Origin of the sequence: Nannocystis pusilla (genome assembly GCF_026626665.1) — a bacterium.
GTDB classification, from domain to species: Bacteria; Myxococcota_A; Polyangia; order Nannocystales; family Nannocystaceae; genus Nannocystis; species Nannocystis pusilla.
In genome coordinates this window covers 5,597,430-5,623,255 of the sequence record NZ_JAPNKE010000002.1, presented here as the reverse complement: position 1 = coordinate 5,623,255, position 25,826 = coordinate 5,597,430, and the positions used below count along the sequence as shown (strand labels likewise).

At 71.2% G+C, this 25,826-nt stretch carries 23 protein-coding genes and 2 pseudogenes; 12 read left to right on the top strand and 13 right to left on the bottom strand.

Features of this window, described 5'->3' with window-relative positions:
- Nucleotides 1-16: 16 nt before the first annotated feature.
- Nucleotides 17-1,450, top strand: a pseudogene (gpmI, locus tag OV079_RS24950) (2,3-bisphosphoglycerate-independent phosphoglycerate mutase); the annotation flags it as partial.
- A gap of 448 nt (nucleotides 1,451-1,898) precedes the next feature.
- Nucleotides 1,899-2,564 carry a hypothetical protein gene (locus tag OV079_RS24945; RefSeq protein ID WP_267778889.1) on the top strand — a complete coding sequence of 222 codons (666 nt, stop codon included), beginning with the start codon at nucleotides 1,899-1,901 and terminating at the stop codon, nucleotides 2,562-2,564.
- On the opposite strand, the gene OV079_RS24940 is transcribed toward OV079_RS24945, so the two are convergent.
- Nucleotides 2,542-3,771 carry a cytochrome P450 gene (locus OV079_RS24940; RefSeq protein WP_267771353.1) on the bottom strand — a complete coding sequence of 410 codons (1,230 nt, stop codon included), beginning with the start codon at nucleotides 3,769-3,771 and terminating at the stop codon, nucleotides 2,542-2,544. The genes OV079_RS24945 and OV079_RS24940 overlap by 23 nt on opposite strands.
- 107 nt (nucleotides 3,772-3,878) lie before the next feature.
- Here OV079_RS24940 and OV079_RS24935 point away from each other — a divergent pair, with 107 nt between their 5' ends.
- Nucleotides 3,879-4,493 carry a TetR/AcrR family transcriptional regulator gene (locus OV079_RS24935; protein WP_267771352.1) on the top strand — a complete coding sequence of 205 codons (615 nt, stop codon included), beginning with the start codon at nucleotides 3,879-3,881 and terminating at the stop codon, nucleotides 4,491-4,493.
- Nucleotides 4,494-4,608: 115 nt separating this feature from the next.
- Here OV079_RS24935 and map read toward each other — a convergent pair whose 3' ends face one another.
- On the bottom strand, nucleotides 4,609-5,400 hold the full coding sequence (gene map, locus OV079_RS24930; protein WP_267771351.1) for a type I methionyl aminopeptidase: 792 nt from the start codon (nucleotides 5,398-5,400) through the stop codon (nucleotides 4,609-4,611).
- A 160-nt stretch (nucleotides 5,401-5,560) separates the two neighbouring features.
- On the opposite strand from map, the gene OV079_RS24925 reads away from it, so the two are divergent.
- On the top strand, nucleotides 5,561-6,526 hold the full coding sequence (locus tag OV079_RS24925) for an ArsA family ATPase (RefSeq protein ID WP_267771350.1): 966 nt from the start codon (nucleotides 5,561-5,563) through the stop codon (nucleotides 6,524-6,526).
- Nucleotides 6,527-6,566: 40 nt separating this feature from the next.
- Here the strand turns inward: OV079_RS24925 and OV079_RS56220 are convergent, their stop codons facing one another.
- Nucleotides 6,567-7,088, bottom strand: coding sequence for a biotin/lipoyl-containing protein (locus OV079_RS56220; protein ID WP_338088933.1), 522 nt, complete (start codon nucleotides 7,086-7,088; stop codon nucleotides 6,567-6,569).
- A gap of 66 nt (nucleotides 7,089-7,154) precedes the next feature.
- Between OV079_RS56220 and OV079_RS24915 the strand changes: the two genes are divergently transcribed.
- Nucleotides 7,155-8,285 (top strand): ArsA family ATPase, encoded by a 1,131-nt coding sequence (locus OV079_RS24915; RefSeq protein ID WP_267771349.1) that lies wholly within the window; start codon nucleotides 7,155-7,157, stop codon nucleotides 8,283-8,285.
- A 90-nt stretch (nucleotides 8,286-8,375) separates the two neighbouring features.
- Here OV079_RS24915 and OV079_RS24910 read toward each other — a convergent pair whose 3' ends face one another.
- From OV079_RS24910 to OV079_RS24900, 3 genes are all read right to left on the bottom strand, one after another.
- Nucleotides 8,376-9,275 (bottom strand): tRNA threonylcarbamoyladenosine dehydratase, encoded by a 900-nt coding sequence (locus OV079_RS24910; RefSeq protein ID WP_267771348.1) that lies wholly within the window; start codon nucleotides 9,273-9,275, stop codon nucleotides 8,376-8,378.
- Between the two features lie 43 nt (nucleotides 9,276-9,318).
- The gene (locus OV079_RS24905; protein WP_267771346.1) at nucleotides 9,319-9,615 is read right to left on the bottom strand and encodes a hypothetical protein; all 297 of its coding nucleotides are present in this window, start codon (nucleotides 9,613-9,615) and stop codon (nucleotides 9,319-9,321) included.
- A 134-nt stretch (nucleotides 9,616-9,749) separates the two neighbouring features.
- The gene (locus tag OV079_RS24900; protein ID WP_267771344.1) at nucleotides 9,750-10,304 is read right to left on the bottom strand and encodes a ClpXP protease specificity-enhancing factor SspB; all 555 of its coding nucleotides are present in this window, start codon (nucleotides 10,302-10,304) and stop codon (nucleotides 9,750-9,752) included.
- 226 nt (nucleotides 10,305-10,530) lie between these two features.
- On the opposite strand from OV079_RS24900, the gene OV079_RS24895 reads away from it, so the two are divergent.
- Nucleotides 10,531-10,683: a hypothetical protein gene (locus OV079_RS24895; protein WP_267709848.1), complete on the top strand. Its 153-nt coding sequence runs from the start codon at nucleotides 10,531-10,533 to the stop codon at nucleotides 10,681-10,683.
- A 91-nt stretch (nucleotides 10,684-10,774) separates the two neighbouring features.
- Here OV079_RS24895 and OV079_RS54385 read toward each other — a convergent pair.
- Nucleotides 10,775-11,961: pseudogene (locus OV079_RS54385) on the bottom strand (acyl-CoA dehydrogenase family protein).
- 81 nt (nucleotides 11,962-12,042) lie between these two features.
- A complete protein-coding gene (locus OV079_RS24880; RefSeq protein WP_267771342.1) occupies nucleotides 12,043-12,507 on the bottom strand; it encodes a MauE/DoxX family redox-associated membrane protein in 465 nt (154 codons plus the stop codon).
- 509 nt (nucleotides 12,508-13,016) lie between these two features.
- On the opposite strand from OV079_RS24880, the gene OV079_RS24875 reads away from it, so the two are divergent.
- The 4 genes from OV079_RS24875 (at nucleotide 13,017) to OV079_RS24860 (ending at nucleotide 16,111) form a co-directional block, all read left to right on the top strand.
- Nucleotides 13,017-13,757 (top strand): hypothetical protein, encoded by a 741-nt coding sequence (locus OV079_RS24875; RefSeq protein ID WP_267771341.1) that lies wholly within the window; start codon nucleotides 13,017-13,019, stop codon nucleotides 13,755-13,757.
- A gap of 89 nt (nucleotides 13,758-13,846) precedes the next feature.
- Complete coding sequence (ychF, locus tag OV079_RS24870; protein ID WP_267709843.1) at nucleotides 13,847-14,947, top strand: redox-regulated ATPase YchF; 1,101 nt, start codon at nucleotides 13,847-13,849, stop codon at nucleotides 14,945-14,947.
- A gap of 244 nt (nucleotides 14,948-15,191) precedes the next feature.
- Nucleotides 15,192-15,836 carry a tetratricopeptide repeat protein gene (locus OV079_RS24865; RefSeq protein WP_267771340.1) on the top strand — a complete coding sequence of 215 codons (645 nt, stop codon included), beginning with the start codon at nucleotides 15,192-15,194 and terminating at the stop codon, nucleotides 15,834-15,836.
- Between the two features lie 14 nt (nucleotides 15,837-15,850).
- Nucleotides 15,851-16,111, top strand: a complete 261-nt coding sequence (locus tag OV079_RS24860) for a hypothetical protein (RefSeq protein ID WP_267771339.1) — start codon at nucleotides 15,851-15,853, stop codon at nucleotides 16,109-16,111.
- On the opposite strand, the gene OV079_RS24855 is transcribed toward OV079_RS24860, so the two are convergent.
- The 4 genes from OV079_RS24855 to OV079_RS24840 all read right to left on the bottom strand — a co-directional run bounded on the left by OV079_RS24855 (nucleotide 16,050) and on the right by OV079_RS24840 (nucleotide 21,574).
- Entirely contained in the window at nucleotides 16,050-17,171 is a 1,122-nt protein-coding gene (locus OV079_RS24855) for a hypothetical protein (protein ID WP_267771338.1), read from the bottom strand. The two genes, OV079_RS24860 and OV079_RS24855, sit on opposite strands and share 62 nt — an antisense overlap.
- 179 nt (nucleotides 17,172-17,350) lie before the next feature.
- A complete protein-coding gene (locus OV079_RS24850) occupies nucleotides 17,351-20,275 on the bottom strand; it encodes a 2-oxoacid:acceptor oxidoreductase subunit alpha (RefSeq protein ID WP_267771337.1) in 2,925 nt (974 codons plus the stop codon).
- Nucleotides 20,276-20,474: 199 nt separating this feature from the next.
- The gene (locus OV079_RS24845; protein ID WP_267771336.1) at nucleotides 20,475-21,017 is read right to left on the bottom strand and encodes a hypothetical protein; all 543 of its coding nucleotides are present in this window, start codon (nucleotides 21,015-21,017) and stop codon (nucleotides 20,475-20,477) included.
- 62 nt (nucleotides 21,018-21,079) lie between these two features.
- Nucleotides 21,080-21,574 (bottom strand): pyridoxamine 5'-phosphate oxidase family protein, encoded by a 495-nt coding sequence (locus OV079_RS24840; protein ID WP_267771334.1) that lies wholly within the window; start codon nucleotides 21,572-21,574, stop codon nucleotides 21,080-21,082.
- 125 nt (nucleotides 21,575-21,699) lie between these two features.
- On the opposite strand from OV079_RS24840, the gene OV079_RS24835 reads away from it, so the two are divergent.
- Together OV079_RS24835 and OV079_RS24830 are read left to right on the top strand one after the other, a co-directional pair.
- On the top strand, nucleotides 21,700-22,719 hold the full coding sequence (locus OV079_RS24835; protein WP_267771333.1) for a tetratricopeptide repeat protein: 1,020 nt from the start codon (nucleotides 21,700-21,702) through the stop codon (nucleotides 22,717-22,719).
- Nucleotides 22,720-22,725: 6 nt separating this feature from the next.
- Entirely contained in the window at nucleotides 22,726-23,979 is a 1,254-nt protein-coding gene (locus tag OV079_RS24830) for a LeuA family protein (RefSeq protein ID WP_267771332.1), read from the top strand.
- 223 nt (nucleotides 23,980-24,202) lie between these two features.
- Here the strand turns inward: OV079_RS24830 and OV079_RS24825 are convergent, their stop codons facing one another.
- Nucleotides 24,203-25,819, bottom strand: a complete 1,617-nt coding sequence (locus OV079_RS24825) for a hypothetical protein (protein WP_267771330.1) — start codon at nucleotides 25,817-25,819, stop codon at nucleotides 24,203-24,205.
- Nucleotides 25,820-25,826 lie beyond the last annotated feature (7 nt).

The following is a 25,826-nucleotide window of genomic DNA, read 5'->3' as shown; positions in this document are numbered from 1 at the left end:
CAGGAGGGACAGGGACATGTTGACGAGGCTCTTGCCGCACCCGACCCGAAGGCCGCCCGAGGGGCCGGTGGTGTGCGTGGTGCTCGACGGGGTGGGGATCGGTCGCGGTGACTTCGGCGACGCGGTGTCGCAGGCGCGCACGCCGGCGCTCGACCGGCTGCGCGGGCTGCCGTCGTTCACCAGCCTCCTGGCCCATGGGACAGCCGTGGGCATGCCGAGCGACGCCGACATGGGCAACAGCGAGGTCGGCCACAACGCGCTCGGGGCCGGCAGGATCATCGACCAGGGGGCCAAGCTGGTGTCGAATGCGATCGCCACGGGGGCGATCTACGGGCAGGAGTGGCGCCGCTGCGTCGACACGGTCAAGGCCTCGGGCGAGCCGCTGCACTTTATCGGCCTGCTGTCCGACGGCAACATCCACAGCCACATCGACCACCTGATCGCGCTGGTCGAGCGGGCGGCGCTCGAGGGGGTGAAGAAGGTCCGCGTCCACGCGCTGCTCGACGGCCGCGACGTGCCGGCCCGCTCGGCGCTGCCGTTCATCGACCGGCTCGAGGTGGTGCTGGCCCGCCTGTCGCAGGACGGCCGCGACTACAAGATCGCCAGCGGCGGCGGGCGCATGGTCGTGACCATGGACCGCTACGAGGCCGACTGGAAGATCGTCGAGCGCGGCTGGGACGCCCACGTGCGCGCGGTCGGGCGCCGGTTCACGACGGCCCGCGAGGCGGTCGAGACCCTGTACAAAGAGACAGGTCTCGACGACCAGAACCTGCCGGCGTTCGTCATCGCCGACGCGTTCGGGCCGGTCGGGCCGATCCGCGACGGGGCGGCGGTGATCCTGTTCAACTTCCGCGGCGACCGGGCGCTCGAGCTGACGCGCGCGTTCGAAGAGGAGCACTTCGACAAGTTCCCGCGCGGGCCGAAGCCGCGGGTCGAGTTCGCCGGGATGACGCAGTACGACGGCGACCTGAAGCTGCCGTCGCGCTTCCTGGTGGCGCCGCCGGCGATCGGCGGGACGATGGGCGAGCTGCTGGCCAGCGCCGGGGTGACGCAGCTGGCGATCAGCGAGACGCACAAGTTCGGCCACGTGACCTACTTCTGGAACGGCAACCGCTCGGAGCCGTTCGACCCGAAGCGCGAGAAGTACGTCGAGGTGCCGTCGGACGGGCCGCCGCTCGAGCACCGGCCGTGGATGCGCGCGGCCGAGATCACCGACCGCCTGATCGCCGAGCTCGACGCGTACAAGCCGAAGTTCGTGCGGGTCAACTACGCCAACGGCGACATGATCGGCCACACCGGCGACCTCGGGGCGACCATCCTCGCCATGGAGGCGGTCGACCTGTGCCTGGCCCGCGTCATCGAGGCGGTGCGCGTGCGCAAGGGCATCACGGTGGTGACCGCCGACCACGGCAACGCCGAGCAGATGTTCGACCTCCGCCCGGACGGCGCGTATCAGGTGCGCACCAGCCACTCGCTCAACCGGGTGCCGCTGGCGATCGTCGACCCGCGGGCGCCCGGGGCGGGCCGCTGGTGGCGCCGCCGCCGGGGGCGGGGCTGTCGAACGTGGCGTCGACGTGCCTGGAGCTGCTCGGCTTCTCGCCGCCGGAGAGCTACCGGACGTCGCTGCTGGCCCGGTGAGCGCGCCCGCGCTTGCGGGTGCGCGGGACGGCGGCCGCGGGCCGACGCATGCGGACGGTGCATGCATCGTGTCGGCCTCGCGACGCGGCGGGCCTCGGTGAACGGGCCGACGCCTCGCGGGCAGGGGGAGGATCGAGGCTCACGGGGCGGCGCCGGCAGCGAAAGGGCGGATGCTTGCCGCCCGGGGCGCTCTTCGGTACTGTGCGCGCGAGCGGTCTACAGCAGCCATGATGTCTCTCTCTCGCAGCTTCCCCAAGAACGTGTCTCTTGCTCTCGCGCTGGCCGTGGCGGCCGGTTCGCTCACGGCCTGCGGCGGCAGCGGCTCGCGGCGCAAGGGGAAGCAGTCCGAGGCCCGCCAGTGGATCGACAACCCGTCCAGCGGGACCAGGGACGGCAACAAGATCAAGATCCCGCAGATCGGCCTCGAGTTCGAAATCCCGGACACCCTGTACGTGTTCAAGAACTGCGAGGAGACCGGCCACACGAAGGGCGAGCTCGAGAGCAACCCGGAGTGGGTGACCGTCGCGTCCTGCTCGTCGGGCGGCGTGACCAGCTTCGACGAGGACCTCGGCGCCAGCGCGTCGTCCGACAGCGAGGCGATCGCGCTGACCTTCTATCTGGCGCCCAAGGAGCGCCCCGTCGACGAGCGCGCGGTCGCGTACTACCGCAACCAGTACCAGCAGGCCGGCCTCAGCATCGAGGACCTGTCGTTCAACGACGGCTACTTCGACAAGACCGGCATCTTCGCCAAGCTGCAGGTGGTCGACGAGAGCGGCAACGCGACCCGCGAGATCCAGCAGTTCATGTTCCCGTACGGCGACGTGCTCTACATCGCCCGCACGGAGTACCCGTACGGCGACACGCGGGCCATCCAGCAGGACTGGAAGGCGATCATGCCGTACTTCAAGGTGTCGCTGGCGCGCTGAGCGACGGCCCCCGGCGCAGCGGGAGCCGCTTGAGCCCGCGCAGGTTGAAGCTCGGCGTCCACTCGAGCGGCCCGGGCTCGCGCGAGAACTCGGGGACGCGCGCGAGCAGCTCCTCGAAGGCGATCCGGCCCTCGAGCCGCGACAGCGGCGCGCCGACGCAGAAGTGGATGCCGTAGCCGAACGAGAGGTGGGCCGGCTGGCGCTCGATGTCGAAGCGCCCCGGCTCGGGGAAGTGCGTCTCGTCGTGGTTGGCCGAGTCGACGAGGACGCCGAGGACGGCGTCCTTCGGCAGGTCGACGCCGCCGACGGTGACGGCTCGCCGGGTCGTGCGCACGAGCATGACGACCGGTGAGCGCCAGCGCAGCACCTCCTCGAGGAAGGCGGGGATGCGCGACGGATCGGCGCGCAGGCGCGGCAGGACGTCGGGGTGATCGAGCAGGGCGACGACGCCGTTGCCGATCAGGTTGGTGGTGGTCTCGTTGCCGGCGACCATCAGCAGCAGCGCCATCGTCAGCACCTCCTCGGGGCTCAGGGCGTCGCGCTCGGTCTCGGCGCGCACCAGGTCGCTCAGCAGGTCGTCGCCGGGCTCGCGCCGGCGGTGTTCGATCATCTCGTGGAAGAACCTGACGAACTCCCGCCGGCTGGCGATGATGCGATCGATCTCCGCGTCGTCGAGGTGGCCGTCGAGGCGTGAGCCGAGGATCAGGTCGTCCGACCAGCGCTTGAACTGGGCCCGCCGCGCCGGGTCGACGCCGAGCAGCTCGGAGATCACGATCACCGGCAGAGGGACCGCGAGGTCCTCCATGAGGTCGAAGCTGTCCTTGCGGGCGATGGCGTCGACGAGCTCGCACGAGAGCTCGCGGACCCGGGCCTCGAGGCGGGTGATCGCCCGCGGGGTGAAGGCGACGTTGACGAGCCGCCGCAGCCGCGTGTGGTCGGGCGGGTCGAGGGCGACGAGCGAGCTGGTGGCCAGCATCTCCACGCCCTCGGTGAGCCGGGGGTCCCGCAGCTGGTCGAGCGCCGGCGTGCGCGAGGAGGAGAAGACGTCCGGGGCCTTGAGGATCTGGTGGACGTCGTCGTAGCGCGTCACCAGCCACATGCCGATCTGCGGCACCTGCAGCACCGGGGCTTGCTCGCGCAGGCGGGCGTAGATCGGGTAGGGGTCGGCGAACATCGCGGGGGTGAGGAGGTGGGTCGTGTCGAGCATGGGCGGTATCGCAACTAGTTGTTGCGATGTCAGGGTGACACGGCGCGAGGTGATGGCAACCAAAGTTGCGATGAACCTCCGGAGGCGGTGTTAGGCTGGAGCGGCCCGTGGTCCAGGCGAAACGGAAGGCCAAGTCGGAGCCGCTGGTGCGCGGCGAGGCCGTCGTGCGTGGGGTGCTCGCGGCCACGCTGCGCGAGGTCGCCCGGGCCGGCTACCACGGGCTGCGCATCGAGGACGTGGCCGCGCTCGCGGGGGTCAACAAGACGACGGTGTACCGGCGCTGGCCGACCAAGCAGGAGCTGGTCCGCGACGCGTTGCTGTCGATCGCCAGCGACACCTTCGCGGTGGCCGACAGCGGATCGCTGCGCGAAGACCTGCTGGCGATCGCCCGCAGGATCGCCGCGCGCGGGGCCCAGGCCGAGTACCAGGGGCTGTTCCGCCTGTTCGTGGTCGAGGGCGACGACCCGGAGCTGGCGGCGATCGTCCGCTCGCTGCGCGCGAACTTCGAGGCGGTGCCGCGCGCGGTGCTCGAGGCGGCAGAACGGCGCGGCGAGATCGCGCCGGGCGTCGACGCGAACCTGCTGTTCGACGTGCTCGGCGCGGCCCTCAACCGCCGCCTGTTCTTCGACCGCGCGCCCGTCGACGACGCGTGGCTGCAGCGCCTGGTCGACCTGCTGCTGCACGGGGCGCTGGCGCGCGGCCCGGCGCGCGCGGCCGGCTGAGCGCTTCGGGACATGTCCGCGAGGGCATGGCCTATCGGACAGGGGCTATCGGTCATGTCCCTGCGGACATGACCGCAGAGATCAGCCTGGCCGAAGGGTCACGTCCCGCGGGACGTCAGCTGGCGCGGGCCCAGGACGGGCGCCAGGAGGCGTCGCGCAGGGTGAGGACCTCGAAGCCGTGGTCGGTGACGAGGATGGTGTGCTCGACCTGGGCGCTCCACTTGTGGTCCTTGGTGACGGCGGTCCAGCCGTCGGCCAGGATGTCGCAGTGGGGGGTGCCGATGTTGATCATCGGCTCGATGGTGAAGGTCATGCCCGGCTTCATGCGCAGGCCGTTGCCGCGCTTGCCGACGTGCGAGACCTGGGGCGGCATGTGGAACTCGCGGCCGATGCCGTGGCCGCAGAAGGCCTCGACGACGCCGTAGCCGTGGCGGCCGTGGGCGAACTCGTAGATCGCCGCGCCGATGTCGCCGATCCGCTTGGTCGGGCCGACCTCGGCGATGCCGAGCCACAGCGACTCGCGGGTGACGTCGACGAGCTGCTGGGCCTCGGGGGTGGTGCTGCCGCCGACGATGAACATGTCGGAGCAGTCGCCGAAGTAGCCGTCGAGGGTGGTGGTGATGTCGATGTTGACGATGTCGCCGGCGCTGAGCACCTGATCGCCGGGGATGCCGTGGCAGATGACCTCGTTGACCGAGGTGCAGATCGAGCGCGGGAAGCCCTTGTAGTTGAGCGGCGAGGGGTACGCCCCGTGGCCGACGATGTACTCGTGGCAGATCTTGTCGAGCTGGCCGGTGGTGACGCCGGGGACGACGTGCGGGGCGATGTGGTCGAGCACCGAGGCCGCCAGCCGGCACGTGGCCCGCATCTTCTCGATGTCGCGCTTGCTCTTGATCTCGACTGCCACGTCCGTACTCTCCCGGCCGATCGTGCGCGGAGAATGGTCGCCAGCGGCGGGGAGGTCAAGGGCGCGGCCGGAGACCTCCCCAGGAGGGCAGGCGCACGTGAGGGTTTGGCGCCTTCTGGTAGCGAGCGGCCCGGGTCTGTGCCAAGGTTCGCCCCGCCCCATGGCTGTCTCCAGCGCCCCCGCCTCCGGGTTCGGAGCCGTCCTCGACGCCCTCGCCCCACGCCAAATGCTGATCGTCAGCGGCAAGGGCGGCGTCGGCAGAACGACGGTCGCCGCGCTCCTCGGCCTGTCCCTGGCCCGGCGCGGCCGGCGGGTGCTGGTGGCGACAGTCGGCCTCGACGACCGCCTGGCCTGGATGCTCGGTCAACGCACGCTGGCCGAGACGCCGTCGGTCGCCGGCCCAGGCCTCTACATCCAGCGCGTGGTGCCGACGGTGTGCGTCCGCGAGTACGGGGCGATGGTGCTGCGCAGCGAGCGGATCGCCGGCGCCGTCTTCGACAGCGCGCCCATCCGCCGGCTCGTGCGCGCGGTGCCAGGCCTCGACGACTTCGCGGTGCTCGGCAAGATCTGGCACGAGGCGGTGCGCGCGCGCAGCTTCGACGTGGTGGTGTTCGACGGCCCGGCGACGGGCCACCTCCGCTACACGCTGGGGATCCCGCAAGCCATCCTGAAGACGGTGCGCGTGGGGCCGTTGCCTCGCGAGGCGCAGGCGATGCAAGCCAGCCTCGAAGACCCGACGGTGACGCAGGCGGTGCTGGTCGGCCTGCCCGACCGCTGGCCGCTGACCGAGCTGGGCGAGATGGCCGCGTCGCTGCGCAGCGAGTCGCGCGTGCACATCGGCGGGATCTTCGTCAACGGCACCTGGCCCGAGCTGCCCGCGTTCCAGGCCGGCCCGGCGGCGCTCGACCCCGACGGCCAGGTCGCCCGCGTGCTGGCGGCCACCAACGTGGTCGCGCAACAGGCGGCCCGCCAGCGCGGTCACGTCGAGGCCTGGCTGGCCGGCGAACAGGCCGCGGGCCGCCGCGTGCCGCCGGTGCTCTCGCTGCCGTGGCGCTTCCAGGGCTTCGCCGGGCTGGCCGACGTGGAGGACGTGCTGGCGACGCTCGAGCCGCGGAGGGCGGCGTGAATCAGATGGTCAATCGGACAGGTCCCTCAGGACATGACCTTCAGGACGGGTCGAGCTCGATCAGGGCCTGGCCGGCGTCGACGGCGACGCCCTCGCCGACGTGCACGGTCTTGACGACGCCGGCGACGGTGGCGAGCAGCTCGTTCTCCATCTTCATCGCCTCGACGATGACGAGCGGGGTGCCGCGCTCGACGCTCTGGCCGGCGCTGACGAGCACGCGGACGACCCGGCCCGGCATCGGCGCCTTGACGAGCCCGCCGCCGGCGCCGCCGACCCGGCCGGCCGCGAGGGCGGCGTCGCGGGCGGCGGCCTGGGCGGTGCGCACGTCGATGGCGACCGCGACGCCGCCGACCGACGCGGCGGTGGGCAGGCCCTGGCCGTCGAGGCTGACGATCCGCTGGGCGGCCTCGCCCTGCACGCGCACGTGGGTGCGCCCGCCGGCGATCGACGTGACCTCGTGGGCGACGCCGTCGACGATGACGACGGGCGGATCGGAGGCGGTGATCTTGGCGACGAGCTCGCGCTCGCCGACTCGCACGACAAACTCTCTGCTCGCGCTCACGGTGAGCGAGACTACGGCATTTCTTTCCGGCGCGTCCACGCCCCGGACCGAGGTGGTGGGCCGGCGATGACCTCACCCAGACCAGGAGGGGACCCGCTGTCCGCGGGGCCGTCGCGCCGCGTGCTGCTGTGCGTCGGCCCGGGCGGGGTCGGCAAGACGACCTGCGCGGCGGCGCTGGCGCTCGGAGCGGCGCGCCAGGGCAAGCGCGTGCTGGTGGTGACGATCGACCCGTCGCTCCGCCTGGCGCAGGCGCTCGGGCAAGACCGGGCCCGCGCCGGCGAGGAGCTGCCGGTGGCGCTGCCGGAGGGCGGCCAGGGCAGCCTGCACGCGCTGCTGCTGGCCCCCGACGTGGTGTTCGACCGCATCGTCCGCGCCTACGCGGAGTCGCCGGCGGCGGCCCGCCAGATCACGCAGAACCCGATCTACCGCGCGATCGCCGAGAACCTCGGCGGGGCGCTCGAGTACGCGGCGATGGCCCAGCTGCAGATCCTGCACGCGGAGCGCCGCTACGATTTGATCGTGCTCGACACGCCGCCGACCGCCAACGCGATCGACTTCCTCAGCGCGCCGGAGCGGATCCACGAGGTCGTGACCAACCCGGCGACGCGCATCATCACCGGCGGCGGCAAGCTCGGCGCGCGCCTGCTCGGGGTGGGCAACGGGGTGGTGCTGAAGGCCCTCGGGGCGATCGGGGGCGGCGAATTCCTGGCCGAGCTGGGGGCGTTCCTGCGCGACTTCTCCGGGGTGCTCTCCGCGTTCCAGCAGCGGGCCGGCGACTTCTCGACGTTGCTCACGTCGCCCGAGACCGGGGTGGTGCTGGCGACGTCCGCGTCGCCGCTCAGCGTGCGCGAGGGGCTCGACTTCCTCCGCGTGCTCCACGACCGCGGCCTGCGGGTCGACAGCGTGGTGCTCAACCGCGTGCTGCCGCCGTTCCCGCCGCCGCCGCCGGTCGAGGCGATCCGCGCGGCGCTGACGGAGCAGGTGGAGCCGGATGTCCTCGAGGACATGTTGCAGCGGGTGCTCGGGGTGTACGCGGGCCTGCGCGTCCAGGGCGAGCAGTCGGTCGCGGCCGGGCAAGCGCTGACGCGCGCCTACCCGCGCCTGCCGCTGTGGCTGCTGCCGCTGCGCGACCCGGCGCCGACGTCGGTGGCCGACCTGGCCGAGCTGGTGGCCCAGTTCGTCCGCTGGGGCAGCTGAAGGCTGTTCCATCGGGCATGTCCGAACAGACATGCCCCTTCGGGTATGCCCGAAGGGGCATGCTCAGAGAACATGCCCCTTTGGAAAAAATCAGACGGGCTGGCCGAGCAGGGTGCGGACGGCCGCGCTGGCGCAGGCGAGGCCGAACGCGCCGGTGACGAAGCTGGCCGTGCCGTAGATGACGTTGCGGTGCATGCAGCCGTGGAGGTCGTTCTCGCCCTGGGGGCAGACGCAGCGGAAGCCCTCGCCGCCGTCGTAGTCGAGCTCGAGCGGGTCGCGGGCGGGCTCGGGCGAGTAGATGGCGGGGATCCCCCACGACTCCTTGTCGCGGTGGGGGAACTCGTGGTGCTTGCGCAGCAGCTTGCGGGTGGCGGCCAGGAACGGGTCGTTCTCGACGGCGTTGAGGTCGGCGATCCGGATCTGCGTCGGGTCCATGCGGCCCGACGCGCCGCCCGAGACGACCAGCGGGATCTGCCGCTTGCGACAGGTGGCGATCAGGTGCGTCTTGGCGGCCAGGTTGTCGATCGCGTCGACCACCAGGTCGGGCGCGCCGGCCAGCAGCTCGTCGCTGGCGGCGGCGTTGTAGAACTCCTGGCGCGGCACGACCTCGCAGCGCGGGTTGATGAGGCGCAGGCGCTCGGCCATGACCGCGGCCTTGGGCTTGCCGGTGGTGCCGCGCACGGCGTGCAGCTGGCGGTTGGCGTTGGTGACGCAGATCAGGTCGAAGTCGACGATGGTGAGCTTGCCGACGCCGCTGCGGGCCAGCGACTCGGCGGCCCAGTTGCCGACGCCGCCGAGCCCGACGACGACGACGTGGCTGGCGAACAGCTTCTGCATGCCGGGGTCGCCGACCAGCCGACCCATGCGGTCGAAGCGGCGGTGGAGCTTGTAGGTGCTGGTCTCGTCGTCGGCGACGGCCGGAGCGGCTGCCGGGGCGGCGGCCTTGCGCCCGGGGAACAAACCGGCGCTCGGGATGAACTGCGTGGTCATGGCGAGGCCGGAGTATAGAGGTCCGGCCCGGCGGGTCGAGGGCTCAGCCGCACCGCTCGGCGTCAGCCAACGTACGCGCCGCCATCACGCACTTGGCGTGGCGCGCGTAGACGAGCTTGCCGCGCAGCTGGAGCAGCGCCTCGGCCTGCTTGCGACAGCCGAGGCGGTACTGGTCGAGCAGGTTGTCGACGGCCTCGCCGTGCTCGCCGCCGGCCTCGGCGCGCAGGATGTCGGCCTTGCGCTGACACACCTCGTGCGGCGGCGGGGCGCGGACGAAGGCGATCCACAGCGCCGCGAGCAGGGCGAGGAGGAGGGTGACGAAGGTGACCGCGAGCTTCATGGCCGGGCTCCGCTGGGGCGAAGGGTGAGCGCCGGGTCAGGCCGTCGTGCGTCGGCCGACGGCCTGAAGTGCGAGCGCGGCGATCGTCGCGGGTCGGCGATCGCGATGAAGAACGATCGTGCCACGTCGGGCGATCAACCGCCGCCGTCGATGACGCGGAAGGCGGCGCGGCGCTTCTTGGCCTGGTCGTCGCTCGGGGTGGCCGCGGCGGCGGGCGGTGCGGCTTCGGCCTCGGCGGGCTCGGCCTCGGCCTCGGCCTCGGCGGGCTCGGCCTCGACGCGCCGCAGCTCGGGCTTGGCCTCGACCGGCGGCTCGACCTTGGTGATCGCGTTGTCGAAGGCCGGCGCCGGCTGCTGGCCGGCGGCCTGGCGCTTGACCGACTCGGGGACGTGGCGGTCGAGGACGATGCCGCGGCCGGTGGAGCGGTCGGTGACGATGTAGATCGACTCCCAGGGGAACGAGCAGCGGGTCACGTGCCCGCCGAACGAGAGGTCGGCCGCGAGGCCGGTCTCGCCGAACACCAGGTCGAGCGGGTAGCTGGCGTCGAGGTCGATGATGAGCCGCTCGCGCCACTGCTGGCGGATGAAGTCCGGCACCGTCACCGAAGCGTGGGTCGCGTCGACGTGGAGGCGTGGGCAGCGACCGGCCGCGTACAGCGACTCGATGACACTCTGGACCGGGTGGACCATGGCCCGCCTAAGCTAGCGGAAGTCGACCGGACTGGCGAGGGTCGCGGCCCTTTCCGCGCGGCGCCGCGACCTCCGTTCTCGGCCGCAGCGCGTGTCCTCCGTCGCGGCGCCTCGCAAGTCCGCTCGCCGCGCAGCCCGTCCGCCCGCGTCCGCGTGTTCGCACGGGGTCCCCTGCTGGCCCGATTTGCGCGCGGCCCGGATCGGCGTGCTAAGCTCTGGGCGTCCGATGCAGATCCACGGCCCCGGTTATTGCTCCTGCCACGCGCCCGCGCCCACGCCGGGCACCGCGCCGTCGACCGGGTTCTTCGTGCTGATCCTGTCGCTGTCCCTCGTGCTGATCGGCCTCGTGGTCCAGGGCGTCATCCCGCTGACGTGGTGAACCCGCTGCCCGCGTGAGGCGGCAAGTACCAGGCCACACGGCGCCGCGAGCGACGCGGCGCCGGCGAGGTTGCGCCTACAAGGTTGCCCGCTCAGCCGTTGAAGGCGGCCAGCCCGGTCAGGGCGCGACCGATCGCCAGAGTGTGGATCTCGTGGGTGCCCTCGTAGGTGTAGACCGTCTCGAGGTTGCACAGGTGCCGCATGATGTGAAACTCGCCCATGATGCCGTTGCCGCCGAGCATCGAGCGCGCGGTGCGGGCTGACTCCAAGGCCATGCGCACGTTGTCCCGCTTGAGGTACGAGACCTGCTCGGGGGTGAGCTTGCCGTCCTGCTTGAGCCGGCCGAAGTGGTAGGCGAGCAAGAGGCCCTTGCCGATGTCGTTGTGCAGCTCGACGAGCTTCTGCTGGGTGAGCTGGAAGCCGGCGATCGGCCGCCCGAATGCGTGCGCTGCAAGGTGTAGTCGCGCGCCCGCTCGTACACGCTCATGGCCGCACCGACGGCGCCCCAGCCGATGCCGTAGCGGGCCTGCGTCAGGCAGCCGAGCGGACCCTTGAGGCCGCGCACGCCGGGCAACAGGTTGGCCGCCGGCACGCGCACCTCGTCGAGCACGATCTCGCCGGTGATCGAGGCGCGCAGGCTGAGCTTGCCGTGGGTCTCGGGGGTCTGCAGGCCGGCCATGCCGCGCTCGACGAGGAAGCCGCGGATCACCGGGGTGTCGCTGCCGAAGTCGAGCGTCTTGGCCCACACCACCAGCACGTCGGCGATCGGGCTGTTGGTGATCCACATCTTCTGGCCGGTGAGCACGTAGTCGCCGCCGGCTTCTTGTTGGCGAGCGTGGGTGCGCATCGAGCCGGGGTCGCTGCCGCTGTTCGGCTCGGTCAGGCCGAAGGCGCCGATGATCTCGCCGCGGGCCATGCCGGGCAGCCAGCGCTCGCGCTGGGCCTCGTCGCCGTAGGCGAAGATCGGCCACATCGCCAGCGCCGACTGCACCGAGCAGAAGCTGCGGATGCCGCTGTCCTGCCGCTCGAGCTCGATCATCGTCAGGCCGTAGGCGACCGGGTTCATGCCGGCGCAGCCGTAGCCGTGCAGCGGGGCGCCGAGGAAGCCCATGGCCGCGAACTCGGGGATGAGCTCGCGCGGGAAGGTGCCGCGCTCGTAGTGTTGCTCGATGACCGGAGCGATCCGCTTGGTGCCGAAGTCCCGCGCGGCCTGCCAGGTCAGGCGCTCCTCGTCGGTGAGCAGGTGGTCGATCGAGAGGATGTACGGGACGCCGGTCATCGACGCGTGTCTACCACGCGGGCCCGGCGGCACTCGCGGCCTCGAGGTGAGCCTGACACCCGGACGGGCGCGTGAAGCTCCTCACCGCGCCGGCTCACGCCCGAGGTCGAGCGCGAGCACGACGGTGAGGCCGAGGAGCACGACGTTGCGCACGAGGTCGAGGGCGCCGACCGGCTCGGCCTGGACGGCGTTGCCGAAGCAGCCGCAGTCGAGGTCGATCCCCCGCGCCAGCGCCGAGCCGATCAGCGCCGTGAAGGTCGCCATCAGCCCGACCGACAGCCACACGCCGCCGCGGTACAGCCGCCCGCTCAGGAGCGCCAGGGCGGCCAGGAGCTCGAGCATCGGCGCGGTGGTGGCGACCACGTTGACGAGGACGTCGGGGAACAGGCGGTAGTTGGGCAGCTTGGCCGCGAACGCGACCGGGTCGGCCAGCTTGGGCGCGGCCGCGGCGAGCAGCACGCCGGCGACGACCAGGCGGAGCACCCAGACGCCGCCGCGCCGCCACCTGGATGCCCGATCGGACATGTCCTCATGGACCTGGCTCATTGGCCATCCTCCGGGGCAGGGCTGGACATCGGCGTGGCCGGCGCGAACGAGGCGGCGGGCGCCTCGGCGGCGGCGGGCGCCTCGATTTCGGCCTCGCCGCCGCACATGGTCTCCTCGACCCGGGGGCCGGGACCCACGGCAGATCTGGCCGGAGAGCCAGGTGCAAGAGGCCGAGGGCGAGGCCGGCGGCGAGCAGCGCGAGCAGTTCGCGGACGTCACGTCGCATGGGAGTCCAAGCCTAACACCGGCTGGGCGGCCTTATTCCGCGATCGACGCGCTGCGGCGCGCGGCCGCAGCCGTGGGGCCGGACATGTGCGTCAGAGCGCGTCCTGTCGCCCGCGCCGCGGCGGTTGCCGGGAATTTGCTGGCGCCTGCGGGGGCAGTGCTACCCTTGCGGGCGCGCCCGCGCAGGCGGCGATGCCGCCGGGGTCCAGGGATACTTCCAGGGCCTTTCGCGCCCGCCTCGTCCTCCGGCCCTCCGTCGGCCAGAAGCGTCAGGAGCCTCGCCCATGACCCATCGCAAGCTGTTCGTGCTGTGGACCCTGCTCTGCGCCCTGGCGCTGCTGCCGCGGGCCGCGGAGGCCGCCCCCGTCACGGTGGGAGGCAAGGCCAGCACCACCGGCGGCACCAGCGGTTCGGCCAGCGGCCCCAAGAAGTCGGGCTTCGAGCTGCCGGAGAACATCATCGGCGGCAACGCGATCACGGCCCTGCTGCCGGTCCAGGTCGGCTTCGCCGGCTACCTGCCGCGGGTGAGGATCGGTTTCCAGTACGAGCGCCAGCTGTACAAGTCGCACTGGGTGTACGTGCAGATCGCCGGCCTGCTCGACCGCGGCGACTGGCACACCTTCCGCCTGCCGGAGTGCGGCCTGGGTGCGTCCGAGGGCTCGTGCAACCGCGGCACCGTCGCCGGCTTCGACCTCGGCCTCGGCTACGCCCACAAGTGGTTCCTCAAGGAGCACCCGTACCTGGTGCCGATCGCCCGCGTGGGCCTGAACGGCGGCGCGTGGTGGTACCCGTACATCACCGAGTCGCGCCAGCAGGCCCGCGAGCGCACCTGGTCGATGAGCGTCCGCGGCGGCGGCGGCCTGCGCATCTTCCTGCTGCGCAACCTGGCCCTCGGCCTCGACGTGAACCTCGTGCTCGGCTTCACGATCTCCCGCGACCGGCCGCTGGCCAAGCCGCCGGAGACCAACGCCAACTTCTTGATCGGCATGGAGGTCCTGCCGCTCATCGTGGAGCACCGGTTCTAGCGCCGGTGCGGGGCCCTCGCGCGCGACTGGCGCGCGTGTGAAAACCCGGTTCGCGGAGCGCGGGAGATCGTGCTACCTCCCCGCCGCTCATGTCGCTCGCTGTCGGAATCGTCGGTCTGCCCAACGTCGGCAAGTCCACCCTGTTCAACGCGCTGTCGAACGCCGGCGCCCAGGCGGCCAACTACCCGTTCTGCACGATCGACCCGAACATCGGCGTGGTCCCGGTGCCGGACCCGCGGATGGACGCGCTGATCAAGCTGTTCGAGCCGCTCAAGGAGGTGCCGACGGCGGTCGAGTTCGTCGACATCGCCGGCCTCGTGAAGGGCGCCAGCCAGGGCGAGGGCAAGGGCAACGCGTTCCTCAGCCACATCCGCAACGTCGACGCGATCGTCCACGTCGTGCGCTGCTTCGACGACAGCGGCATCGTCCACGTCCACGGCAAGGTCGACCCGGTCGACGACGCCGAGGTGATCAACACCGAGCTGCTCTTGCGCGACATCCAGTCGGTCGAGGCGCGGCTGCAGAAGGCGGTCAAGAACTCGAAGGGCGGCGACAAGGCGGAGAAGCTGGCGGCGGCGGTGTGCGAGAAGCTGCTGGCGGCCATGAACCGCGGCCAGCCGGCGCGGACCATCGAGCTCGACGAGGAGTCGCGCGAGGTGATGAAGTCGCTGACGCTGCTGACCGCCAAGCCGATGCTGTACGCGGCCAACGTCGCCGAGTCGCAGCTGTCGGCCGGCACGTCGGACCCGCTGGTGGCCAAGGTGGTCGAGCTGGCGGCGCGCGAGAAGTCCGAGGTGGTGGTGATCTCGGCCGCGATCGAGGCCGAGATCGTCGGCCTGTCGCCGGACGAGCGGCGCGAGTTCCTCGACGGCCTCGGTGCCACCGAGCCGGGCCTGAACCGGCTGATCCGCCAGGCCTACGCGCTCCTCGACCTCATCACCTTCTTCACCGCCGGCAAGCAGGAGGTCCGCGCCTGGACCATCCGCCGCGGCACCCATGCCCCCCAGGCGGCCGGCAAGATCCACACCGACTTCGAGCGGGGCTTCATCCGCGCCGAGGTCCAGGGCTGGGAAGATCTGGTCCGCCTCGGCTCCGAAGCCGCCGTCAAGGCCAAGGGCCTGCTCCGCGTCGAAGGCAAGGAGTACGTGGTTCAGGACGGCGACGTCATGCACTTCCGCTTCAACGTCTGAAGCTGGCCCGAAGGCCAGGTGATCAGGATGTTGATGGCGCAAGTTGCGCGAGATGCGCTGGCCGACTCGGGGCGCAGACCTCCTGGGCGGGGTGTGGCATTTGCCGACGGGCGATGGCACGCTCGCGCCGTGAACCAGGTTGCGCGGTCCTCGTGTCGCTCGCTCGCCGTCGCGCTCGCGGCGGCGATGGTGTTCACCCCGGTCGGCGCGCGCGCGCGTGCTGGCGCCGGCTGTCTCGGGGGACATGTCCTCGGGGACAGCCAGCGCGGCGGGCGAGGGCGAGAAGGCGACCTCGGCGGTGCCGCTGTCGGACGACCCGGCGGTCGAGTACAAGGCCGGCACGCAGGCCTACGCGCTCGGCAACTACGAGCAGGCGATCGTGCACTTCGAGCGCAGCTACGCGCTGTCGAACCACCCGTACCTGCTCTACAACCTGGGCCTCGCGTACACGCAGTGGCACGGGCTGTCGAACGACGCGGGCCACCTGCGCAAGGCCCGGCGGCTGTTCCAGAACTACCTAAAGGCGCTGGCCGACGATCCGAAGATGGATCAGGAGCAGCGCGACGACGCCGAGGCGCAGATCGCCAAGATCGACGAGCAGCTGGCCGAGATCGCCGCGCGCACACCGGCCGCCACGCCGCCCGAGGGGCCGTCCGAGGCCGTCGGCGCCCCGCCGCCGCGCGGGGGCGACGTGCCGCCGCCGAGCAAGCAGCCGGTCTACAAGAAGGGCTGGTTCTGGGGCGTGATCGTCGTCGGCGCGCTCGCGGTCGCCGGCGGGGTCACGGCCGGGGTGCTGGCGAGCCGGCGCGACGACGGCAAGCCGTCCGAGCTCGGCAACATCGGCCCCACGCGCGGCGAGGTCCCGACGGGCCTGGGCCTGCGGTTCTGAAGGAGCGAGCGCCGGTGGTCTCGAGCCAGGATCTGCACCCCTCGGCCGGCGCGCGCTTCGTGTGCGAGCGCGAGCCCGGCGAGCCGCTGCGCTACCAGGCGCGCGTGTACGTGGCCGGCGGGGTGACCGTCACCGCGGCGCTGACCTGGGACGCGGCCGGGCAGGCGACGCTGGCGCCGGCGCCCGAGGACGCGTGGGTGGCGAGCGAGCTGCTCAAGCTGGCGCGGGTGCTGAAGCACAGCGGGCAGGCGCGGCTGGTCCGCTGGCGCGGATGAACGAACGGGCAGGTCCTCGCGGACATGCCCGAACATTCATGGACTTGTGTGCATGTGCTTTCGGGCCTGTTCGCAGGGACAGGCCCTGAGCTCGACTGCTAGCCGGTGCTGCTGCTGGTGCTGTCGCCGCCGGTGCTGCTGGTGTCGGTGTCGGTGCCGGTCTCGTTGATCGGGCAGCCCTCGTCGCCCTCGTCGCAGCAGGCGCACACGGCCACGCCGTCCTGCTCCTCGCACGAGCCGAAGTCGTAGGTCGCGCCCATCTCGTCGCCGATCTCGGTGCAGAGGGTGAAGCAGTCGGCCTCGGTGGTCTTGCCCCACTTGCAGCCGGCCCAGGTGTTGGCGTCGAGGCAGCGGGAGCGGTGCCGGAGCAGGCCGCGCCGGAGCCGCTGCCGCACTCGGTGAAGATGTTCATGCCGTCGTCGACGCAGCCGTACGAGAAGTCGTAGCCGTCGAGCTTGCAGGTGTCGTCGAGCGTGGTGTCCTCGACCCACACGCCGCCCTCGCAGTAGTACTGCTTGCTGCCGTAGGGGCCGCAGGTGTCGGGGTTGGTGCAGAAGAACGACTCGGTGTCGGGGTTGCACGAGGCCGGCGGCTCGACCGCATCGAGGCACTCCTCGGGCTCGCCCGTGGTGCCGACGCTGGTGGTCGGGATCTGCTCGGTCGTGGTGCCGTCGGTGCCGTCGGTGGCGGTGCCGTCGGTGCCCTGCGAGGTCTGGCCGTCGTCGAGGCAGCAGGTCAGGTCGGCGTCGTCGCTGGGGTTGCACCACGTGTAGCCGACGTCGCAGAAGCACTGGTCGCCGGAGAGGGTGCTGTTCGGCTCGCACTCGCCGCCCTTGCCCTCTTTCTCGCAGCAGTCGGTGTCGTCGGTGTTCGGGTTGCAGCGCTCGTAGCCGGGGTTGCAGACGCAGTTGGCGTCGTTGTTGGCGAGCAGGCTGCCGCAGTCGTGGATGCCGGCGTCATCTCCGCCCGGCCCCACCGAGATCACGCAGCCGAGCGCGAAGGCCGAGGCGAAGGAGAAGACAGAAGCCAAGAAGGATGAAGGCGGAGAGAGGCGTTGCATGACTCGATCCTGTGGAATCACCCCGTCCGACGACAGGGGCGCGTGGTTGATTCTTCGCGAAAAAGTACGCGCGCCGCGCCCCGCGCAGCGCGCGTCGTGGAACGCGAAAGCCCGCGCAGACGGTCGTGCGCGGGCTTTCAGGGCGAGGTCGCGGGACAGCGTCGGCGCGGGCCGTGCAGTCACGCACGCGATCGGCGTGCGCGGGCCAGCGCGCTCAGCCGGTCGGATCGGCGGACGGGTCGGCGTCGACCTTCCACGTGTGGCCCTTGCGCATGAGGGCGTTGATATCGCCGAGCCCGCGCGCGCGCCTGCTTGTTCTGCTCGTGCATGCCGACCTCGAACGGCACGAGGTTCTCGTCGCTGCGGAACAGCACGCCGACGGCGACCGGGAAGGTCGGCGGGTCGAGGTTGGCCAGCAGGAACGCCTGCGAGCGGTTGGTCTCGTCGTGGACCAGCAGGTCGGCCTCGGTGACGCCGTTCTCGCCGACGGTGACGACCTCGATGTCGAGGCTGCCGGGGCGCAGGCGCAGGCCCTTGTCGTCGCCGAAGCGCATCGGCTTGCCGTGCTCGAGGTGCAGCTGCTGTTGCGCCGCGACGTCCTTGGCCGTGAAGTGGTCGAACGCGCCGTCGTTGAAGACCGGGCAGTTCTGGAACACCTCGACGAAGCCGGTGCCCTGGAACTCGTGGGCGCGCTTCAGGGTGGTGATCAGGTTCTTGGCGTCGGTGTCGACGCCGCGGGCGACGAACCGCGCGCCGCAGCCGAGCGCGAACGCGGCCGGGGCGATCGGGTTGTCGACCGAGCCCATCGGCGACGACGGCGAGCGCTTGCCGAGCAGCGAGGTCGGCGAGTACTGGCCCTTGGTGAGCCCGTAGATCCGGTTGTTGAACAGGATGAGCTGCAGGTTCAGGTTGCGCCGCAGGATGTGCATCATGTGGTTGCCACCGATGCTGAGGCCGTCACCGTCGCCGGTGATCAGCCAGACGTCGAGCTGCGGGTTGGCGAGCTTGAGGCCGGTGGCGACCGCGGGCGCGCGGCCGTGGATCGTGTGGAAGCCGTACGTGTTCATGTAGTACGGGAACCGGCTCGAGCAGCCGATGCCGGAGATGAACACGGTGTTCTCGCGCCGCACCCCGAGCTCGGGGAGCATGCGCTGGACCGCCGCGAGGATGGCGTAATCGCCACAACCGGGGCACCAGCGGACCTCCTGGTCGGAGGTGAAGTCCTTGCGGGTCAGCGGCGGGTTCGGAGGATCGAGGGCGTCATCGTCGTGACTCCAAAAGCTCTCGGGGATCCAGGAAGAGGCGAGGAGGCCGCGGATCTCGGCCTCGATCTCGGCGATCTTGAACGGCTGACCGGCGATCTTGTTGAGGCCGCGCGCGTCGACCAGGTAGTCGCTGCGCAGGATCTTGACCAGCATGCCGTTGTTCATCTCGGGCACGAGGACGTGCTTGAAGCGCTTCAGCACCTCGCCGAGGTTCTTCGGCATCGGGTGCATGTAGCGGATGTGCGCGTGCGAGACCTTGAGGCCGGCCTTGCGCGCGCCGAGCACGGCCGAGCTGATGGCCCCGAAGGTCGAGCCCCAGCCGACGACCAGCAGGTCGCCGCTGTCCTCGCCCTGGTCGATCTTCTGCAGCGGGATGTCGTCGGCGACGCCGGCGACCTTGGCCGCGCGGACCTTGACCATCTTGTGGTGGTTGTCCGGGTCGTACGAGATGTTGCCCGAGTCGTAGTTCTTCTCGAGGCCGCCGATCCGGTGCTCGAGGCCGGGGGTGCCGGGGACCGCCCAGTTGCGCGCGAGCGTCTGCGGGTCGCGCAGGAACGGGTGGAAGCCGGCCGGGTCGGTGCGCTGCTTGACCGGGAAGGGCTCGAAGCTGTTGATGTCCGGGATCTTCCACGGCTCGGCGCTGTTGGCGAGGAAGCCGTCGGTGAGGAGGATGACCGGGGTCATGTACTTGGTGGCCAGGCGCACGGCCTCGACCGCCATGGTGAAGCAGTCGCCGGGCGTCGAGGCGGCGAGCACGACCAGCGGGCAGTCGCCGTTGCGGCCGTAGACCGCGAACAGGAGGTCGCTCTGCTCGGTCTTGGTCGGCAGGCCGGTCGAGGGGCCGCCGCGCTGGACGTCGACGACGACGAGCGGCAGCTCGGTCGAGACGGCGAGGCCGATCGCCTCGGTCTTGAGCGCGAGGCCGGGGCCCGAGGTGGTGGTGATGCCGAGCGAGCCGGCGTACGAGGCCCCGATCGCGGCGCACACCGCCGCGATCTCGTCTTCCGCCTGGAAGGTGGTGATGCCGTAGGCGCGCAGGTTCGACAGGTAATGCAGGATCGTCGAGGCCGGCGTGATCGGGTAGCTGCCGAGCACGAGCTCGAGGCCGGCCAGCTTGCCGCCGGTGAGCAGGCCCCACGCGGTCGCCTCGTTGCCGGTGACGTTGCGGTAGTGGCCCTCCTGCAGCTTGGCCCGCGGGACCTCGTAGGCGTGGATGCCTTGCGGCATCTCGGCGGTCTCGCCGTAGACGTGGCCGGCGTTGAGCGCGGCGATGTTGGCCTCGGCGATGTTCGGGCTCTTGGCGAACTTGCCGCGCAGCCACTCGGCGGTGCTCTCGCGCTCGCGGCCGAACATCCACATCATCAGGCCGAGCGTCCACATGTTCTTGGCGCGCACGGCCTCCTTGTTGCCGAGGCCGAACGACTCCACCGACTGCAGCGTGTGCTTGGTGATGTCGATCTTGAGCAGGCGGTAGCCGTCGAGGCTGGTGTCCTCGAGCGGGTTCTTGTCGTAGCCGGCCTTCTTGAGGTTGCCCGCCGTGAAGGCGCCGGTGTTGACGACGAGGAGGCCGCCCGGCTTGAGGTCGCGCAGGTTCACCTTCAGCGCCGCCGGGTTCATCGCCACCAGCACGTCGGGCGCGTCGCCCGGCGTCATGATGTCGTGCGCGGCGAAGTGGACCTGGAAGCCCGACACGCCGAAGGTCGTGCCCGCGGGGGCGCGGATCTCGGCCGGGAAGTCGGGCAGCGTCGACAGGTCGTTGCCCATCAGCGCGGTCGTGTCGGAGAACTGCGAGCCGGTGAGCTGCATGCCGTCGCCGGAGTCGCCGGCGAAGCGAATCACGACCGATTCGATGAGCTCGCGCTGGGAGGTCGAATTGTGGAAGCGAACGTATCCATGACCGCAATGAGCGCGCGCAACCGTGGCGCGCGCGCGTGTCAGAGTATGCGCCGTGGCCGGTTTCGTTGTCATGGCGGGCCCTGGGCCAGGCCCGTGAGCCAGCACAAGCTACGTGCGCCACGTCGACACACGTGTTCGCAAGTCACTCGAGGCTGCGAACGAGCGCTTCGACATATGCGACGTAGCTCTCGAGCGTGGCCGCGGTCGCGTCCTTCGGCGCTCGCGCGAGAGCCGGCGGCGCGGGCTGTCCCTTGGGATCGACGACGGCCCCGGCCCACGCGAGCAAGGCGGCGCGATCCAAGGAATTAATGATTCGCTTACCACGGACCGGCGAGGCGGCGAGGCGAGCGTTCCACCCCAGCACCTTGCGCACGAAGGTCATGGTCCACGCCTTGTGATTGGCCTCGAACGTTGCCGCAAGGTCGGGTCGCGCGGCAGAGAGGATCTTGCGCACGCCCGCGCCGACGCGAGGGGCGTTCCGCGGGTCGTCGAGCAGGTCGCGCTGGCTGGCGGCGACGCTGTGGACAGCGCCGGCGACGCGGATGTCGGCGGGACCGAGCGCGGCGTCGACGTGGACGACCACCGCGGCACCACCCTCGGCCGCGACGATCGCCCCGAGCACGCGGGTGGGGACGGTGACTTCGAGCGGCTCGGCCGCGATCGCGGGGCCGGTGATGGAAGTCATCGCAATCGCTGCCGCCGCCGAGGCCAAAGTCGCCGAGTGATCATGCGCAAATCCCGACGACGTCAGCGTAGCGCGGTTTCTTCACCTGGCCCGGCGGGAATTTCTCGGCGCCACGGCGGCTCGAAGGTCCACACCAGTCGCTTGCCGAACCCGATCCGGTTGTCCGTCAACTTGGCCCAGGTGAGCGCCAGGGCGTACAGCCGGTCGCGCTCGCCGAGGTGAGCCGCGGCGACCGGGTGGCGCTCGAGATAGGCGGCGCGCAGGCTCGCGGCGGCGTCCGCGTGTAGCCGGCTGCACACCACGACCTCGCCGCGCAGCTGCAGGCCGCGGACCTCGCCGAGAACTTCGGTCTCCAGGTACAGCGCGGCGGCGACGGTCGTCGGCCCGTCACCAATCGCCCGCCCGTGACAGGTGTCGGCGCGGCTGGCGAACACGACGATCGGCACGTCCGAGCCGGGCAGGCCGGCGGCGGCGTAGAAGAGAGGAGTAGCGTAGGGCAGACCGTCGTCGTCGAGCGTGGCGAGGGCGAAGACCCAGCGCTCCTGCAGGAGCCTCATGAGCAGCCTCACGTCTGGCGGAGCGGGCGATGCGGCGGCGAGCATGTCGAGCCCGCTTCTACCTCGAGCGCGCGGCCGCACGTGCCCGGTCGGTCGCGCGAGACGCCGTGTTAGAGTTCGCGCCCATGAAGCAGCAGTCACTGGATGCAATCGTCGACCGCGGGCTCGCGGCCGTCGATGACGACGACCTCAAGACGGCGGAGGACGCCCTCGAGGAGGCGGCTCGGCTCGGCGGCGAGAACCACGTGCGGGTGTTGCACCTGGCCGGGATGGTCGCCTGGGCGCAAGGTCGCCTCGATCAGGCGGCGGGTTATCTGATGCAGGCCGCCGACGGCGCGCCCGAGGACCCGCAGATCTACCTCGACTGCGCCGAGTGCCTGCTCTCGCACGGCGAGGACCTCGACGAGGCCGAGGCGGCCGCGCGCGCGGTGCTCCGGCTCGAGGGCGCGGACACCGACTCGATCGACCAGGCGCGCCTGCTCCTGGCGCAGATCCGCCTCAGCGACGACGACACCGACGAGGCGCTCGAGCTGCTCGAGGGCATCAGCGCCGAGCGCAAGAACGACGCCGCGTATCTCAGCATCCACGGGTTCGTGCTGATGAACTCGAACCGCCCGAAGGAGGCGGCGGAGTCGCTGGGCCGCGCGGTCGCGGTCGACCCCGAAGATCCGGACGTCCACTACTGGTACGGCCAGGCGCTCGAGGTGCTCGGCGACGTCGCCGGCGCCCGCGCCGAGATGCTCAAGGTGCTCGAGCTCGACGCGCGCGATCTCGAGGATCACGAGCCGGTCAGCGAGGAGCTGGCCGAGGACCTGCGCGGTCAGTTCGAGGCGCTGCTCGAGGACATCCCGGACCAGGTGCTCAAGCTGGTCGCCAGCGCGCCGATCTCGGTGCAGGCGCGGCCCTCGACGACTCAGGTCGAGGCCGGCGCGGATCCGCGCGGGATCATCACGTTCGTCGGTCGCGCACGCACCGACGACGCCGACGCGCGGCTGGACAGCATCGTGCTCATGCGAGACTTCTTGCTGGACGAGATCGAAGGGGACGACGACATCCCCGAGCTGTTGATGATCGGTCTCGTCGACGAGCTGCGCCGCTTCTTCCGCCTGGAGGGGCTCGAGGTGGCGACCGGAACGGAGGACTGACAGCCCATGGCGACGACCCACGCGAACACGGCGGCCCTGATCTACGACTGGAACGAGAAGGAGCGGACCGGACCGCTGTTGCGGCGGGCGCCTCGCTTCGTCGACGAGAGCATCCGCGACGGCATCCAGTCGCCGTCGGTGCGCGACCCATCGATCGAACAGAAGATGGAGCTCGTGCGCCTGATGGATCGCATGGGCGTCCAGGCGGTCAACCTCGGCCTGCCCGGCGCGGGCCGGCGCGCGCAGGAGGACGTCGAGCGCCTGCTGCGGTTCATCGTCGAGGAGAAGCTGCGGATCACGGCCAACTGCGCCGCGCGCACGGTGGCCTCGGACATCCACCCGATCATCGACATCTCGCAGAAGGTCGGCGTGCCGATCGAGGTGATGACGTTCATCGGCTCGAGCCCGATCCGCGGCTACACCGAGGGCTGGGACAACGAGCGCCTCAAGAAGCACACCCACGAGGCGGTCAAGCTCGGCGTCGATCACGGCCTGCCGGTCGGGTTCGTCACCGAGGACACCACGCGCTCGCACCCGAAGACGCTCGACGTGCTGTTCCGGACCGCGCTCGAGGCCGGCGCCGGCCGCCTCGTGCTGTGCGACACCTGCGGTCACGCGACGCCCGACGGCCTGCGCAACCTCCTCAACTTCGCGCGCGGCGTGCTGCGCTCGATGGACCTCGAGGACACCGTCGAGCTCGACTGGCACGGACACAACGACCGCGGCATGGCCCTGGTGCTCGGGCTGTACGCGTTCGAGTGGGGCTTCCACCGCGTCCACGGCTGCGGCCTCGGCATCGGCGAGCGCGTCGGCAACTGCTCGCTCGACCTGCTGCTGCTCAACCTGTACCTGCTCGGCCAGCTCGACCCCAAGGCGCACGACCTGTCGTGCCTGGTCGAGTACGTCGAGAAGATCAGCGAGGCCACCGGCGTGCCGATCCACCCCAGCTACCCGCTGTCGGGCCGCGACGCGTTTCGCACGGCCACCGGCGTGCACGCGGCCGCGATCATCAAGGCGACCAAGACCGGCGACCACGACCTCGCCGACCGCGTGTACTCGTCGGTGCCGGCCCGCGTGTTCGGCCGCAAGCAGGAGATCGAGATCGGCCACTACAGCGGCCGCTCCAACGTGATCTTCTGGCTGCGCGAGCACGGCTACGAGCCGTCCGACGAGCTGGTCGATCGGGTGTTCAACTTCGCCAAGAGCCAGAACCACACCCTCACGACCGAGGAAGTGAAGGCCGTGATCGCCGGCGGCTGATCGCCGGGCGGTGCGAGGAGAGGGCGACGCGGGCGACCGCGTCGCCCTTTTCGTGGTCGTCGGCGGGGCGCGCCGGGAGGCCCCGCGTGACGCGGCCGTGCGCTCGTCGCCAAACTCGTCGCCGCCGAACCCGAGCGGGTGGATGGCGAGTTCAGAACATGTCCTGGCGGACATGACCTGGAAGACATGCGCATCAGGACATGCCCGCAGGGGCATGTCCCGTTCAAAAGTACTCCCAGAGCACCTTGAGCAGCTTCTTGCACTCGCGGGCGAGGGCGGCGAACAGCTCGGGGTCGACCCACTTGTCGGGGATCGGCTCGCGGTTGCCGGCGACCGTCGGCGCGGCGGCGACGGCGACCTGCAGCGGGAACACGTCGGCGCGCGACCAGCCCTGCTTGCGGATCTCCGGCGTCACCAGCTCGATCCACCCGCGCGGGTTGTCGGCCCACGCGAGCCAGCGCAGCGACGGCGGCTCGCGGGTCGCGTCCGGCGTGCCGGGCCACAGGACCAGGGCCGGGCGCGCGGTGCCCTCGCGGAAGCGGACCATCGCCGGCAGCAGCAGCGCGTCGCCGGGCAGGACGTCGCTGGCGTTGCGGCGCACGACCGGGCGCTCGAGCAGCGCGCCGTGGCCGTGGGTGACGAACACCTGCGAGGTGTCGGCGCCGAGCACCGCGTCGACCTTGAGCGCGCTGATCGGCGCGCCGGTCAGCTTGCTGCGCGTCGGCGTGAAGTCCGGGCGCTTGCTCGCCTCCTCGGGCTCGGCGGGGCGCGGCTCGACCAGGGTGCGCTTGCCGGGCGCGACCTTCTGCCAGGTGAGGGCGTCGGGATCGACGCGCCACAGCCGGCCGAGCATGCCCTCCGCTTGCGGCCCGCCGAGGACGATCCGGGCCGCGCCGTGACCTGTCCCGAGGACCAGCATGCAGGTGGCAGGCCACTGCAGCCGCGTCTCCTCGGCCTCGGGCAGCGGGACGAAGCTGTCCTCCTCGCCAGGCCCGGAGGGCCGTAAAGCAGGTTCAGGCGGCGGCTTCGGCTGCTCGACGAGGAACCGCTGCAGGAGGCCCTTGGGCCGCAGGACGTAGACGTGGCGCTCGTCGCCGCCGCAGGCGAGCGGGGCGGCCTGGCGCGCGGCCAGGCGAGGGAAGCGCTCGCCTTCGACGCGCAGGTGCTTGCCGGTCCAGGCGACCGCGCCGTCGCGGGCGCAGAGGATCGCGCGGCCGGTGGTGGTGGTGCCGAGCGCGGCGATGCCCTCGGCGTCGACGTCGGCCGGGCTGGTGGCGCGCAGCTTGAGCTGCGTGTAGCCGGACGGGCGATCGGGATCGATGAGCCACGCGGTGGCCGAGCCGTCGGCCCACAGCGCGCGGCCGTCGAGGTTGACGAGGCCGGTGACGGTCCGCTCCGACACCTTGCGCCGGTGCAGCGGGTTCTCCTTGTCGACGTCGAACAGGATCTCGCCGGTCGCCCCGACGCCGCACAGGACGCTCGGACGGACCAGCGCGACGCGGTCGACGAAGTCGCCGAGCTTGCTGCCGACCTTGGTCAGCGCGGTCGAGAACACGCTGCCGAAGTAGAGGTGATGGCCGCCGATCCACAGCGAGCCGTCCTTGGCGCCCTCGCTCACCGACGGCTCCGGGTTGGCGCACTCGATCGTGCGCACGACCTCGAAGCTGCTCACGCCGAGGATCCACAGCTCGTACGGCAGCGGGACGACGAGGTGCTTGCCGTCGCGGGTGATGTGGATCGACAGCGGGCGATCGTCGAGGTTGGCGACATCGGCGGACTTCGAGCCGGCGATGGTCCGTTGACCGGTGCTCGAGCGCTTGATCGGGGCCTGGCGCCGCATGACGAGG

What these genes read in the sequence shown, in the direction of transcription:
- OV079_RS24825 (WP_267771330.1), bottom strand. Translation starts at nt 25,819, where the DNA reads ATGCGGCGCCAGGCCCCGATCAAGCGCTCGAGCACCGGTCAACGGACC.
- OV079_RS24910 (WP_267771348.1), bottom strand. Translation starts at nt 9,275, where the DNA reads ATGACCACGCAGTTCATCCCGAGCGCCGGTTTGTTCCCCGGGCGCAAG.
- OV079_RS24895 (WP_267709848.1), top strand. Translation starts at nt 10,531, where the DNA reads ATGCAGATCCACGGCCCCGGTTATTGCTCCTGCCACGCGCCCGCGCCC.
- OV079_RS24840 (WP_267771334.1), bottom strand. Translation starts at nt 21,574, where the DNA reads ATGAGGCTCCTGCAGGAGCGCTGGGTCTTCGCCCTCGCCACGCTCGAC.
- OV079_RS24845 (WP_267771336.1), bottom strand. Translation starts at nt 21,017, where the DNA reads ATGACTTCCATCACCGGCCCCGCGATCGCGGCCGAGCCGCTCGAAGTC.
- OV079_RS24915 (WP_267771349.1), top strand. Translation starts at nt 7,155, where the DNA reads ATGACCTCACCCAGACCAGGAGGGGACCCGCTGTCCGCGGGGCCGTCG.
- OV079_RS24835 (WP_267771333.1), top strand. Translation starts at nt 21,700, where the DNA reads ATGAAGCAGCAGTCACTGGATGCAATCGTCGACCGCGGGCTCGCGGCC.
- OV079_RS24880 (WP_267771342.1), bottom strand. Translation starts at nt 12,507, where the DNA reads ATGAGCCAGGTCCATGAGGACATGTCCGATCGGGCATCCAGGTGGCGG.
- OV079_RS24905 (WP_267771346.1), bottom strand. Translation starts at nt 9,615, where the DNA reads ATGAAGCTCGCGGTCACCTTCGTCACCCTCCTCCTCGCCCTGCTCGCG.
- OV079_RS24940 (WP_267771353.1), bottom strand. Translation starts at nt 3,771, where the DNA reads ATGCTCGACACGACCCACCTCCTCACCCCCGCGATGTTCGCCGACCCC.
- ychF (WP_267709843.1), top strand. Translation starts at nt 13,847, where the DNA reads ATGTCGCTCGCTGTCGGAATCGTCGGTCTGCCCAACGTCGGCAAGTCC.
- OV079_RS24855 (WP_267771338.1), bottom strand. Translation starts at nt 17,171, where the DNA reads ATGCAACGCCTCTCTCCGCCTTCATCCTTCTTGGCTTCTGTCTTCTCC.
- OV079_RS24865 (WP_267771340.1), top strand. Translation starts at nt 15,192, where the DNA reads ATGTCCTCGGGGACAGCCAGCGCGGCGGGCGAGGGCGAGAAGGCGACC.
- OV079_RS24925 (WP_267771350.1), top strand. Translation starts at nt 5,561, where the DNA reads ATGGCTGTCTCCAGCGCCCCCGCCTCCGGGTTCGGAGCCGTCCTCGAC.
- OV079_RS24830 (WP_267771332.1), top strand. Translation starts at nt 22,726, where the DNA reads ATGGCGACGACCCACGCGAACACGGCGGCCCTGATCTACGACTGGAAC.
- OV079_RS24900 (WP_267771344.1), bottom strand. Translation starts at nt 10,304, where the DNA reads ATGGTCCACCCGGTCCAGAGTGTCATCGAGTCGCTGTACGCGGCCGGT.
- OV079_RS24875 (WP_267771341.1), top strand. Translation starts at nt 13,017, where the DNA reads ATGACCCATCGCAAGCTGTTCGTGCTGTGGACCCTGCTCTGCGCCCTG.